At 50.9% G+C, this 13,260-nt stretch carries 14 protein-coding genes; 10 read left to right on the top strand and 4 right to left on the bottom strand.

Features of this window, described 5'->3' with window-relative positions; all coding sequences use genetic code 11:
- The first annotated feature begins 63 nt into the window (after window positions 1–63).
- From IPM28_06625 to IPM28_06590, 8 genes are all read left to right on the top strand, one after another.
- On the top strand, window positions 64–1,122 hold the full coding sequence (locus IPM28_06625; protein MBK9172666.1) for a hypothetical protein: 1,059 nt from the start codon (window positions 64–66) through the stop codon (window positions 1,120–1,122).
- Window positions 1,123–1,128: 6 nt separating this feature from the next.
- Window positions 1,129–1,806 (top strand): ABC transporter ATP-binding protein, encoded by a 678-nt coding sequence (locus IPM28_06620; GenBank protein MBK9172665.1) that lies wholly within the window; start codon window positions 1,129–1,131, stop codon window positions 1,804–1,806.
- Window positions 1,807–1,828: 22 nt separating this feature from the next.
- Window positions 1,829–2,131, top strand: coding sequence for a hypothetical protein (locus IPM28_06615; protein MBK9172664.1), 303 nt, complete (start codon window positions 1,829–1,831; stop codon window positions 2,129–2,131).
- Window positions 2,097–2,885, top strand: coding sequence for an outer membrane lipoprotein carrier protein LolA (locus IPM28_06610; GenBank protein ID MBK9172663.1), 789 nt, complete (start codon window positions 2,097–2,099; stop codon window positions 2,883–2,885). The genes IPM28_06615 and IPM28_06610 overlap by 35 nt, the downstream gene beginning before the upstream one ends.
- A 159-nt stretch (window positions 2,886–3,044) precedes the next feature.
- Window positions 3,045–4,070 carry a radical SAM protein gene (locus IPM28_06605; GenBank protein MBK9172662.1) on the top strand — a complete coding sequence of 342 codons (1,026 nt, stop codon included), beginning with the start codon at window positions 3,045–3,047 and terminating at the stop codon, window positions 4,068–4,070.
- A 282-nt stretch (window positions 4,071–4,352) separates the two neighbouring features.
- Window positions 4,353–4,844, top strand: coding sequence for a hypothetical protein (locus tag IPM28_06600; protein MBK9172661.1), 492 nt, complete (start codon window positions 4,353–4,355; stop codon window positions 4,842–4,844).
- A 27-nt stretch (window positions 4,845–4,871) separates the two neighbouring features.
- A complete protein-coding gene (locus IPM28_06595; protein ID MBK9172660.1) occupies window positions 4,872–5,453 on the top strand; it encodes an NAD(P)H-dependent oxidoreductase in 582 nt (193 codons plus the stop codon).
- Between the two features lie 29 nt (window positions 5,454–5,482).
- Entirely contained in the window at window positions 5,483–6,172 is a 690-nt protein-coding gene (locus IPM28_06590; GenBank protein ID MBK9172659.1) for a VIT family protein, read from the top strand.
- A 137-nt stretch (window positions 6,173–6,309) separates the two neighbouring features.
- Here the strand turns inward: IPM28_06590 and pyk are convergent, their stop codons facing one another.
- The 4 genes from pyk to IPM28_06570 all read right to left on the bottom strand — a co-directional run bounded on the left by pyk (window position 6,310) and on the right by IPM28_06570 (window position 10,949).
- Entirely contained in the window at window positions 6,310–7,821 is a 1,512-nt protein-coding gene (gene pyk, locus IPM28_06585) for a pyruvate kinase (protein ID MBK9172658.1), read from the bottom strand.
- An 84-nt stretch (window positions 7,822–7,905) separates the two neighbouring features.
- Window positions 7,906–9,846, bottom strand: coding sequence for a glycoside hydrolase family 15 protein (locus tag IPM28_06580; protein ID MBK9172657.1), 1,941 nt, complete (start codon window positions 9,844–9,846; stop codon window positions 7,906–7,908).
- A gap of 3 nt (window positions 9,847–9,849) precedes the next feature.
- Window positions 9,850–10,311 carry an NUDIX hydrolase gene (locus tag IPM28_06575; protein MBK9172656.1) on the bottom strand — a complete coding sequence of 154 codons (462 nt, stop codon included), beginning with the start codon at window positions 10,309–10,311 and terminating at the stop codon, window positions 9,850–9,852.
- A gap of 71 nt (window positions 10,312–10,382) precedes the next feature.
- On the bottom strand, window positions 10,383–10,949 hold the full coding sequence (locus IPM28_06570; GenBank protein ID MBK9172655.1) for a TlpA family protein disulfide reductase: 567 nt from the start codon (window positions 10,947–10,949) through the stop codon (window positions 10,383–10,385).
- Window positions 10,950–11,047: 98 nt separating this feature from the next.
- On the opposite strand from IPM28_06570, the gene IPM28_06565 reads away from it, so the two are divergent.
- Both IPM28_06565 and IPM28_06560 read left to right on the top strand, forming a co-directional pair.
- On the top strand, window positions 11,048–11,629 hold the full coding sequence (locus tag IPM28_06565) for an iron-sulfur cluster assembly scaffold protein (GenBank protein MBK9172654.1): 582 nt from the start codon (window positions 11,048–11,050) through the stop codon (window positions 11,627–11,629).
- A gap of 136 nt (window positions 11,630–11,765) precedes the next feature.
- Window positions 11,766–13,172, top strand: coding sequence for an HlyC/CorC family transporter (locus IPM28_06560; protein MBK9172653.1), 1,407 nt, complete (start codon window positions 11,766–11,768; stop codon window positions 13,170–13,172).
- Window positions 13,173–13,260 lie beyond the last annotated feature (88 nt).

Below are 13,260 nucleotides of genomic sequence, written 5' to 3'. Positions count from 1 at the left end.
TGAAGCGTTATTAATATACAACAGCCAAGTCGAGCGGGACATCAGAGATTGAGAATGTTTTTCATGAATTCATGCGTGAGGTCGTTTGCGATCCTATCGGTCTTTGCGATCCTGTTTTTGACGGGCTGTAACATCGTCAAGAAAGAAAGCAAGACACCGACCCTGCTCAAAGCTGAAGAAGCGTCGCAAAAGGAGCTAGAGGCTGAGATCAACAGGTTCGCTCGTGTAGGTTCGATGCGGGCGAAGATGGACCTGAAATTCGAGGACAACTCGTTCGCCCAGTTTGGGAGCAAAGAGGTCTATCGGGCTGCGGACGGCGAGGTCGTGGTTCAACGCCCGGCAAGCATTTTGTTAAAGGTGCAGGTTCCGGTTCTCAAAACCGATGTTGCTCAAATGACCTCCGATGGTGAGAAATTCCGCGTAGCGATCCTGCAGGACGGTGGCAGCGGAAAATATAAAAAGTTCGTGATCGGCACGAACGACGCTGATTATTCGATACTTCAAAAGGAGATCGTCACTGACAATGGAAACAGTACGATCACACAGAATGTAAACGCCTTTGCCAACCTTCGGCCTCAGCATTTTACAGATGCGATGTTGGTTCGTCCGACCTCTGGTGACCGGATCTACACAAGGAGTTCGATATTTCAAATAGAGGAAGACGCATCGCAGCCGAAAAAATCGCCGCTGAGGGTCGTGAATCGCGGATATTACTTGCTTGATGAATTCGTTCGAACGGACAGCAGCGAGTTGCGGATAACGCGGCGATTTTGGTTCGACCGCGTCGGCGGAATTCGGCTCGCACGACAGCAGATCTTCGACGGGAAAGGCGAGATCGAGAGCGATATAGTCTACGGGCTCGAAGGCAAGCTGACAGAAACGGCCGATTATGCCAACTTACCGCTTCAGATCATCGTTACGAGGCCTCAGGAAAAGTATTCGATGAAGTTGACCTACAAAATGCCCGAATCGGTCGTCATCGGACAAAAATATCCGACAACTGCGTTCGTTCTTCAGAATAGCTGGGAACTTGAAGAGGTCGACCTTGATAAGAAGTTGTCTGAGGCAAAAACCGCTAACCCTTCTTCGACCCCCAACGCCGGTGTAACCAGAATTCAATAGCTTCAAATGACCGCAATCTTACGGACCGAGAATCTGACCAAATCTTATAAAATCGGCAAATTGGATGTCCCCGCACTTCGAGGGGTATCGCTTGAGGTCGAACGTGGTGAATTTGTTGCCATCATGGGTCCTTCAGGCTGCGGAAAATCGACTTTACTGCACCTGCTCGGCGGTTTGCTGAGCCCGACCAGCGGTTCGATCCTTATCGATGGTGAGGATCTTGCAAAAGTTGGCGACGCGCAGCGGACGGATATACGGCGGAGGAAGATAGGATTCGTATTTCAGAGATTCAACCTGTTTCCGACTCTAACGGCAGAAGGAAATTTGAAACTTGCTGAAAAGATCCATACGGGAAGCAGCAACAACAGTTCGACGAACCGGCATGAGGTCTTGCGGCTCCTGAAACTCGAAGATAAAATGCATCACAAGCCGCTCGAAATGTCTGGCGGAGAACAGCAACGCGTCGCACTCGCGCGTGCAGTTATTAATAGTCCGGCGATCATTCTGGCCGATGAGCCGACGGGCAATCTTGATACTGAGAATTCGCAGATCGTTTTGGATATGTTCCGCAAGCTTAATGAAGAATTCAACCAGACGATCATAATGATCACCCATAATCCTGAGGCTGCCGCGGTGTGTACGCGGATCATCAGGATGCGCGATGGTCGAATCGTCGATCAGTAAAGCCGTAGGTCGATCCCTCGAAATGGAAAGAGTCAAGCGAATTATTTTATGGAATCATAGCCGCGAGACGTCGATCTATGTCATTTTCTGCCTTTTGATCGTCGCATTCATCTTTTTGACGCCGAAATCGTGGTTCGACAAACGTGAAAGGCTTGCAACCCCAACGTCGCGTCTCGTCGTCCAAGCATCGGATTTTAGCCCTGATAGACCGGTTCTTGAGAAAAAAGTGAGAGAATTGAGTGGGGATCCGGATGCGGTGATCGTTGAGACTCGCGAAACGAAGAATGCGAATGGCGAAACCGTTTACGAGGTCGAGATCAAATAATGTCGAAACTGTCGGGCTGGTCAAGATCGCACATGATGAAACGAACGACAGTTATTTTTATATGAAGTTGAATTACAAAATCGGGCTGACGGCCGCTTTGACCTTTATCTTTTTCAACACTGCGGCGGTCAACAGTATATTTGGCCAGGACGTGATCAATACGATCCTGACACGTATGGACGAGCATAACAAGAAACTTACTTCGCTGCGTGCAAGCATCACGATGGCGAAAGAGAATGTCCAGCTTGGTGTCGTCGATACGACGGAAGGCACGGTTCAATATTTGCCGCAGCGAAACAAGAACCCGTTGATCAGAGTTGATTGGAAACGGCCCGAAGAATCGCTGGCGGTCGTAGACAAGCAGTATGTGATGTATCAGCCGAACCTAAAGCAGGCGTACACTGGAAATGTAGATAAAGCGAAAGGCAAGGGTACTGCGGGCGGTGCACTGGCATTCATGAATATGACGCGAGCTCAACTTAGAGCTAATTACAGCGTCGTTTACCTCGGCGAGGCGACCGTTAAAGGTGGCATTAAAACGTGGCATTTACAGTTGACGCCAAAGGTGAAGACCAGCTATAAAACGGCCGAGATCTGGATAGATAGCGACGGTATGCCCATTCAATCGAAGGTAGTCGAGATCAATAATGATACGACAACTGTCCACCTCTCGAATTTGAATAAGAATGTCACCTTGAGGGCGGATTCTTTTCAGGTCAACTTACCAAAAGGTACGAAGATCATAAAAGGCTAGTCAGATCTTCCAGCATTTCTTGTTCCGGGCTTTGGTCTTTGAGGCTGAGGCCTTTTGTTTGGTTTGAAAAGCACCGGCACGAAACCTATAATTAAGAGTTCAGTTCGGCAAGCGTTTAGTGATTGTTCCCCGATCGCGGATGCTTCAAAGTTTTCATTTATGCCCAAGGCGAGTAGCTTCAGCAGATTTACCCGCGGCGTTAAGCACACCGTCCGCGCGTTCGCATCGACCAAACATCCGGTACTTGTTCACATCGTACCTATGCGTCGCTGCAATCTTTCGTGTACATACTGCAACGAATACGACAAGACCAGCGACCCGGTGCCGATCGACGTAATGCTTCAGCGCATCGATAAGCTCGCTGAATTCGGTTCGTCCGTCATTACGATCTCGGGCGGTGAGCCGATGATGCACCCGGACATCTATGAAATAATCGCTCGTATTCGGCATCATGGGATGATCGCCGGTCTTATCTCGAATGGATACTATTTCCAGCCGGAAAAGGTGAGGAAACTAAATGATGCGGGTCTCGATTATCTTCAGATCTCGATCGATAATGTCACGCCTGACGACGTATCAAAAAAGAGTCTTAAGGTCCTCGACTCAAAACTAGTAAATTTAAGGGACTACGCGAAATTCAAAGTCAATATAAATTCAGTTGTCGGAGGCGGCGTTGCGAATCCGGACGAAGCTCTGATCATTGCGAATCGGGCTCGCGAGCTTGGATTTTCGTCGACCGTTGGTGTCATACACGACGAAATGGGACTGAACAAAGGCCTTACCGATCGGGAGAAAGAAGTATACAAAGAGATCAAGTCAAAGGGAACTCGGTCGTATGCGCGGTGGAACTGGTTTCAGGACGAACTTGTCGAGGGCAAAGAATACGAGTGGCGTTGTCGAGCCGGAGCACGATATCTCTATATTGATGAGAACGGCATCGTCAGTTGGTGTTCACAACAGCGTGGCACTCCCGGAATCCCGATCCTTGAATATACCCGTGAGGACATGGAACGAGAGTATATAACTGAAAAATGGTGCGCTCCGACGTGCACGATCCAGTGTGTCCATCAGGTTGGCCATCTTGATGCTTGGCGCGACCCTCAGATCTCGGTTAGCGAGTTCAAGAACAAAAAAGGCAAGGGAATCAAGAAAGAAACCGTCGCGGAAGTTTTAGGCACTAAGTAATCCTCTTTAGATCAACCCTGGAGTTGGCAGACAGTCGGTCTGACAAGTTAGTGGCTGTGATCTACCGCACCGTTTGCGCATATGAACTAAATGCACTGACACTTCGTCCGCGGATGACCACTTACGTCGCAGACTGGCTACCTCGAGGGAAGGCGATACAGACATAATTTGAGGTCGGCGAATGCTCATTTTGCGAATCAAATAAATCAAACTATACTTGCCGTGTTTGACGGTGAATTTCGATCTCTTTGGATAATTCAAACATTTGTTTGGGGGGTGTCTGTGAGCGGAGGCAAATACATACGAGTTTTCGACTACGTAAATCATCCCTATTCCGCGGTTCGAGCTACGCTTTCATCTGACGCGGCCGCCGTGTTCCGGAATGCGACGAAAGTCGCTGCCGACCGGGCCCGAAGCCTTGCGTCAGAACTTCATGTGAATATCGCGGGGGTCGAGGTCGGGACGGACATCGCCATCAGTGTGCTGTCGGTTACGGACATTCCGAAGTCGGTTACTTCGCCGGAATCAACCCGTATCGACCTTGAATGGGAAGCTGCGAAAATGCCGCGGTTGTTTCCGTTCATGAAAGCGGAACTCCTTATGTATCCTCTTACGGCTACCGAAACTCAGCTCGATCTCGCTGGCAGCTACGAACCTCCGCTGGGTATCGTCGGGAGCCTGATGGACGCGGTCGTCGGCCATCGGATAGCTGAGGCATCGGTACACCAGTTCATTAGGGACGTAGCTTCATATCTGAGAGATCAATCTGTATAGTATTTGCGCTTACCAGGGGTTCGATCTATGCCTGCCGATCAGCTTTTCATACCGATAATCCTCGGTACCAACCGCAAAGACCGAAGCAGCGCGCATGTTGCACGATGGGTGCATGCCAAGCTGGCTGAGCATCACGAGATCGAAACACGATTTTTCGATGTTCGAGATTTCGAATTGCCGACGGATGATTATGGCACTGCGATTGGCCATCTTTTTCCTGAATGGCGCGGGGCGATGGCAAAGGCAGACGGCCTTGTGATCGTAGCCCCTGAATACAATCATGGATATCCCGGCTGTTTGAAGAGCGTTCTCGATCTTCTATTAAAGGAGTATATTCACAAGGCAGTTGCGTTTGTAGGCGTTTCTGCCGGCCCGTGGGGCGGGACTCGGGTCGTCGAGTCTATGGTTCCGATGGTAAGGGAACTCGGCCTGGTGCCAACGTTTCTTGATCTAAATTTTCCGTCCGTGCGAAGTGCATTTGGCGAAGACGGAGATCTGAATGATCCGGCGTACGTTAAACGGATTGTCGGCTTTATAGAAGAATTAGTATGGATGGCGCGGACGCTTCGGTGGGGCCGTGAGAATTTGCCCTCGAAACATCATCAATAGCGTAAGCGGCAGTTAATGGGAGGGTCATTGTGAGCCATCGCGAGCTCCATAGAACGGACAGGATCGGGTGGTTACGAGCAGCGGTCTTAGGTGCTAATGACGGTATCGTCTCGACCGCCAGTTTGATCATCGGGGTTGCTGCAGCGAACGCGGATCACGGCGCGGTCATTGTTGCGGGCACAGCCGGCCTCGTTGCTGGAGCGATGTCAATGGCCGCGGGCGAATACGTTTCGGTCTATTCGCAGTCGGATACCGAAAATGCGGACTTGGAGCGTGAACGACGTGAGCTTGCTGCCGATCCTGAACATGAGTTGACGGAACTCGCAGGAATTTATGTTGCCCGCGGATTAGAACCCGGTCTTGCTCAGGAAGTCGCACGCCAGCTGACAGAACATGATGCGGTCGGAGCTCACGCCCGGGATGAATTGGGTATTTCGGAGACGCTGAGCGCTCGGCCGATACAAGCGGCTGTCTTTTCTGCTGTTAGTTTCGCTCTTGGAGCGTTGCTTCCTCTTGGCGTTGCCGCCGTTCTAAACATGTCGAACATGATCCCGTTAGTAGCTGTTAGCTCGCTTGCCTTCCTCGCGTTGCTTGGTGGCGTTGCTGCACGAGCAGGCGGGGCCAGTATAGTCGTTGGCGCCGTTCGAGTTTTGTTTTGGGGAGCGATCGCGATGGGCGCCACGGCGCTGGTTGGAAAGCTGTTCGGAACAGTCGTCTGAGCCGAGCAGACCAGAATTATTTCAAAACGAAAGTGAGGGAGCTGTCGGCGACGAGCCAGCCAAATGTGGAATAGTTCAAATTGCGACGGCGACCAGAACTCTAACCACACTTCATGAACCTTACCAGCGCAAGACGATCAGCGGGCGGGTATATCTTCGCCGATGGTCCAAACGATCACAGAACTCGAAAGTCCATGCCCGGAAAGGCGGCCAGCCATCATTATTAGCGTCTCACCGTCTTCGACGACGCCTGCTTCAAGCAAGGTCTTTTCGCCGACCTTTAGAAGGTCACCTGTCGAGTCCTGCTGGGATCCAAGCAGATCGAGCATTGTTCCCTCGCCTATCTGTTTGTCAGTTGTCGTACTGAGTTCGCCGTGAACGAAGGGTATTACACCCCATATCAACGATAGCTGGTTATAAACGTCCGTCAGTGCGGTAAGGGCAAATGTCTGCAAACCGGAACGAACTGAAGACAATCGCCTTGCCATTAACCCGGATTCCGTGAAGACAGCGACCTTTTCCGTCATGACTTCTTTTGAGGCGTAGGCTGCAGCCTTGCAAAGAGCTTGGCTTGTGCGGCCGGAAGGAGGCAGTGAGAATTTTACCGGTTTCTTTAATTGTTCCGGCTTGATGGTTTCGGCAGCATCTATTATTCGAGCCATCGTTCTGATCGTTTCCAACGGATATGACCCGGTCGCAGTCTCGGCCGACAGCATAACTGCATCGGTACCGTCCCAAACAGCATTCGCGACGTCTGACGCTTCGGCACGCGTCGGGTGCGGACTGTCGATCATTGACTGAAGCATCTGTGTCGCGGTTATCACGAACTTGTCATTAGCTACGGCCCTCTCGATGATCCGCTTTTGATAGACCGGCACGTGCTCGACAGTTGTCTCGACACCGAGGTCGCCGCGCGCGACCATCACGCCGTCTGTCTCGGCTATTATCGAATCGAGATTCTCGATAGCTTCGGCCTTTTCTATTTTCGCAACCAGAAGTGCCCGCCCCATCGTCCGTCGGTTGAGGTTCTTTATGAGGTCTTTCACTTCCCGACAATCTTCGGCTTTGCGCACGAATGAAAGTGCAATGTAATCAACGTTTTGATCCATTGCCCATTTGAGGTCCTCATGGTCCTTTTCGGTCATTGACGGGATCGGGAGCGGTGTATTCGGCAGATTGATGCCCTTGCGTTCTTTCAGCCAGCCGCCGACGACAATGCGGCATAGAACATCGGTTGCGGTAACGGATTCCACTCGCAGTTCCAGTGCTCCGTCGTCGAGAAGGATGATCGTCTCCGGTTTGACTGCGGTAGGAAGCTCAAGAAAATTCGTTGCGACTTCAAGTCGATTTCCCGTAATATCACGAGTCGTGATCGTAAATGTCTCGCCGGCAACGAGTTCGACCGGCAAACCACCCTCGAGCGTGCGCGTCCGGATCTTCGGCCCCGAGAGGTCGACAAGAACTGCGAGCGGCACACCCAGTTTCTGTGCTGCTGATCGGGCGTGCCCAATTGTTGCCGAATGCTCGTCGTGCGTACCGTGAGACATGTTTATACGCACCGCATTCACACCAGCCTCGAGCATTGATTTGATCATCGATTCGGTATTCGACGCAGGTCCCAGTGTGGCTAGAATTTTTGCTCTTCTCATTACGTTGGTTCTATTTTATAGTGCAAGGTCACGGCATGCATGAATTAATGGACTTTAGGATGCGATAGTCCACCTAATTGAAACTCAAATCTCCAATGATCGATACCTTTCTAAGTATCTATGTATTGTTGAAACGAAGGTCGAATGCGACCACGTCAAGGGGGCGACCGACAAGCTCCTTCCATTCGACGGGTCGATCTGTTCAGCCATCACGCCGGACGGTAGAGCATGCTCACAGCACCATTTGACGAACTCCATTGCCGGCTGAAGGTCCTGTTTTGACCGCGCTCGTGTTATGTAGTAGTCGGCCAACCACAACGTGCAGATCATCCATGCGTTCCCGCTCGGTGCTTCAGAGACCCGCATGTACCCATCACCGCTAAATCGAGCAATGCCGCCGTTTACTCGAAGTCCCTCTTCGATCGCCTCCATTGTACTGACAACCATTGGATCATCGGCTTCGAAGCAGCCAAAGTAGAAAAGAGCGAACAGGGAAGCGTCGAGTGTGGAATCTGGCTCGAAATGGTCGTCACCATGAAGCTGGAGCGACCGGTAAAATCGCCCATGCTCCGTGCTGTAAAGCGAGAACCGCATCGCATCAAGCATCGATTCCGCTGTCTCAACGTAACGCTCGGCCCGATCTTCCTCTGCAAACAGCCGTGCAAACGCCGTCGCCGCACGCAGGCCAGCAACGACTGTCGCACATGTGAATGTATGGATCCCTCGACGGTCTTCCCACAGATTCCAGCTTGGCTTAGGCAAGCCGAGATCGGGGTGAACAAACTTGTCCATGAAATCAGCGCAAGGTATTACAAGTTTCGTGTACATCCGATGGGCGAACTCGATGTCACGAAAAAGCTGATAATGCTCCCAAAGTGACCAAAGTACGAGCCCTGTTTCGTCCTCCTGAATTGCGACGACCTCTTTTTTCGCATTCAGATCCCACGATGCGTGCCAACCCGAAGCTACCGTGCCATCTGCATTGTATTTCTGGAGAAAATAGCCGTTTGGATGAACGATCCGAGCGCAGAATTCGAAGAACTTTCGTGTCAAATGCGAGTAACCCGCCTGATCCAACGCATTTGCAACGAGGGCACCGTCGCGGGTCCACAAATAGCTGTAATGGTCGGTTGCGCGCTCGGTTACGTCCCAGTCATTTGCTGCAAGGATCGCGCCGTCGTTATCGATCTGTGTGCGTATGATCAACAATGACCGTTTGTACTGATCGACGATCGGTTCGGGCAATTCAGACAGATCGGTCCCATTCTTATTGACCCAGGCACGCCAGTAATTTGAAGTGTAATCAAGGTACTTCTGCGGCCCTCGTGTACGTACAAGCGAGTCGAGCGTCGCCACATCGCTATGAGAGGTCCCAGCAGCAAGCCAGCAAAAGAACCCGAACGTCTCGCCCGCTCCAAGGCGAAAATGTACTCCGACGGTTGAATCGACCGACCCTTCGGTAATCGCGCCTCCATGAAGTTCGCCGTCCTCCGCATCGCGCCACGTGCCTTCCTGGCCTTTAAAATCCTTGCGACCGGTCGCAAACGAATTGAAGTGGGGGTCGGTATTTATGAGGAAATAGCGGTGCTTTTGATAATGAATGATCGCCCCGGTCTCCGGATCGTAATACGCGGTGTCGCCGACCTTGTTCTCATAAAGCCTAAAGTCGTGATGAAGGAATACTCGAATTTCCCGATCTTCTGAAAACAGGTTCTTAACCTGAATTCTCCGGAGAAACACATTCTCATGACTGGCGACCGTGTCGTTCGAGACTATCTCAACACCGATGGTTGAATTCGTGAGTCTAACGTCGGTGACAAGCGTTTCGCCAACATAGCCAAGTTCACGCGACCATTCGTCCGAATCGACCCATGAAAAACGTCCGCTTGCCCAGACGCCGAATCGACTCGGATAGCCGTCGGTTTGATTTTCTTGGCCGACATGCGGAAAGTAGACGTCACGCAGATGATAGCGTTCGTCGAAGTTCACCAGTAGGGATCCGTTTCCGACCGGGATGTCACGCATAAATTACCATTTGTTTCCGCTAAGATCCGATGTTGAAATAGATCGGAATGCTTTCAAAACGACCGTTCTTTCGCTTTCGAATTCCAGCAGATCCATCGCTTCATCTAAAGTCACCCAACGCGCCTCGTCAACTTCGTGATCATGGTCGGCGACATCGCCTGATAAATACTTCATGAGAAAAAAATGAACATACTTATGGATCTTCAGCGGCGGGCTGTCGCGGTCAACGGTGAACCAGTAATCAATAGTCTCGATCGGCGAAACGATAGAGCAGTTGATTCCCGCTTCTTCCCTTACCTCCCGTAATGCGGCCTGTTCCGGCGATTCACCTTCGTCGATCAAACCCTTTGGTAACTGCCAACGCATTTCGGGAACCATAAGTACGATCGCAAGTTCGGGCAACGGTCGATCCAGGCGGACGGCCACTCCACCCGCTGATATCTGCTCGCGGATCTTCGGATTCATAATCTAGTTGAATTCCAAAAGGGCTTCATGGCCTGAAGAAAAGGGTGGTTAACCGCAACAACGCCCACGCGTTACTTTGCAACGGTATTAGCAACGGCTTCATCGAGCTCTTTCTTGATAGCCTCATTGAACCCGACAATTTTCTTCACGAGTTTTCCGTTCCGGTCAAAGATCGCTGTTTGAGGGATCGCAGTTTCGTCACCAAAAACAAAGCGTGTCAACTCGTCCTCAGGCGACGCAAGCGGATAGGTGATCTTCAGCCGCTCGACAAATTCCGGAACCTTGGGCCTGTCTTCCTCACCGCCGACATGTAGCCCGATGACACGAAGGTCATCGCCATACCGAGTTTGAAGTTCGATCAAATGCGGTATTTCTTCGATACACGGCGGACAATAAGTTGCCCAAAAATCGAGAATGACGACCTTACCGTTGAAATCTTTCAACTTTTGGACCTTTCCATCGAAAGTCGTCCAATTCATTTCACTTACCGGTTTCATCGGTTGCCGCGGAGCGTCTTTGAGCGGAACGTCATTGATCGAGATCGGCTTGTTGCCGACCGTCACCGGCGACGCCGCAGGTCGACAGGACGCTATCGTCAAAAGGGCGGCAATCGATATAAAAACTTGGATTAGCTTCATTCCAGACAGATTCTACACCAATTGCAGACGACGGTCATACCGACTGACTCCTACCAAGCCGTCTGTTAGTTAGAATCGGTCTGTGTCAAAATCATGTAGTGAGTCGATACCCGGAAAAAATGGTCGAAATAATCTCCGACTTGCAGCGAACCGGCCAAGTTCAAGATGCTAATACAAGCGGATCAGCAGTGAGTTTCGTGTGTGGTTCAGGAGTGACATTCGAACTCGAGATCGATCAACAAAGCAAACGGATATTGGATGCCCGATTCAGTACAAACGGTTGTGGCTTTATGACAGCAGCAGCTGAACTTGCGGCCGATCGACTGAAAAATGCCCTTCTTTCCCGGCTCGGTGGAATTGATGACGATTTTGTTTCGGGGATATTTCGCAACGCGATCGGAACCGAGCCGAGCGATCGAAGGCAGTGCCTGGCCGCGGTCAATTATGCGATTCGCAAGGCGCTAACTAAGTATCGCAATTCGTTGATATCGGAATTTTCAGGTGAGAGTGCATTGTTGTGCACATGTTTCGGCTTAAGCGAAGAGGCGATCGTAAAATTGGTACAAGAGCTGGAGATGAATGACCTCGAAACCCTGCTGACGGTTAGCAACGCGGGAAACGGATGCGGGTCGTGCCGCTTATTACTACAGGAGATAATCGACAACCGATCTGTTATTTAGTCGGTTTCGGGACTATTGTCGTAACGTGTCAACGTTGTGTTATAATCCCGTTATTTCATGCCGTTGTGCGGCAGTTGATAGGGAGTAGTTGTTTTCGAATAGGTTCGCTTTGTTCTGAATCAAGTAGTTAGCCGCAATGGACGATCCTGCCAGTTTATCCGTGTTTCTGCTATTCGCCGAAGCTTCGACGATAGTAGAAACGCCTTCGATATCATCGATAATTTTTAGTCTTTTCGTGGTTCTTTTCCTTGTCCTCGCGAACGGCTTCTTTGTCGCCAGCGAGTTTGCTCTCGTTGCCGTTCGTAAATCGAGGATCGAGGCTTTGGCCGCAGAGGGGAATCGGTCTGCTCAGCGAGTGCTGTCGATGCTGAACAACCTGAATGCGTATATCTCTGCTACGCAATTAGGGATCACTCTTTCATCGCTCGGCCTCGGATGGGTCGGCGAACCGGCCGTTGCCTCTGTCCTGGAACCATTCCTTGCTCAGGTGGCATCTATCACCGGGATGGCGTTTCTTGCTTCTGGACCGATCCTTCATACGATCTCCTTTGCGATCGCATTTTCGTTTATCACATTTTTGCACATTGTTTTCGGAGAACTCGCACCGAAGACCGCGGCCCTCGAAATATCCGAAAAGGTCTCTTATTTCATCGCCGTACCTTTGCAGGTTTTCTATAAGGTTTTCTATTACCCTATTCGTCTATTGGATTGGGCGGGAACGAAAACGGCTCGGGCATTCGGTCTGCGTCCGTCAGGCGATCATGGTTCGAGTTACTCTGAAGACGAGATCAGACAACTCATAAATGCATCGCAGGAAAAGGGATTGCTGAACGAGGATGAGCGGAGGCTCATTAACCAGGTTTTCGAATTCTCAGAGACAACCGTCAAAGAGGCAATGATCCCGCGGACCGAGATCGTGGCGGTTTCGGCTGAATCGACCCTGGAGGAGATCATCAAGGCATTTCGTCAGCATGGCTATTCGAGATTGCCGGTCTATGGCGAATCGCTTGATGATGTCCGCGGCGTCATACACAGCAAAGATATTCTGATCTACATGAATCGTCCGAAGACCTTTAAGATCGAGCGCATCATACAGAAACCGATGTACGTCGTTGATACCGCCCGGCTTGAGGACGTGCTCAAGCAGATGCAGCGGGAAAAGTTCCATTTCGGCTTTGTGGTCGACGAACACGGCGGCGTTGAGGGCATCATTACGTTGGAAGACCTGCTCGAAGAGATTGTCGGCGAGATTTCAGATGAACATGACGAAGAGGTCAACGAACAGATACACGAGCAATCGGATGGCAGTTTTCTGCTTGAGGGCGGCCTTGCCGTTCGCGACCTCAATCGGCGTTTGAACATGAATGTTCCCGTTTCCGAAAGTTACACGACCGTTGCCGGATTTCTCATGGCCGAAGCTGGGCAGATCTTGAACGAGGGCGACGCAGTAAAGTACAACGGACATGTCTTCAAGGTTGAAAAAGCCGCGAAACGGCGCATACTGAAGGTCCGAATGGAAAAGACCTCGACCGATCGGGAATAGGAACCGAGTGTGAGAATTCGCATTGGTACTTTGACCCCGCGAATCGGGGTCTTTTGTTTTTCGAGCGAATACAAGTTAAATTAAGGGA

It is taken from the genome of Chloracidobacterium sp. (assembly GCA_016716305.1).
Lineage (GTDB): Bacteria > Acidobacteriota > Blastocatellia > Pyrinomonadales > Pyrinomonadaceae > OLB17.
The sequence above is the reverse complement of the archived record's forward strand: the minus strand, read 5'-3'. Positions and strand labels throughout refer to the sequence as shown.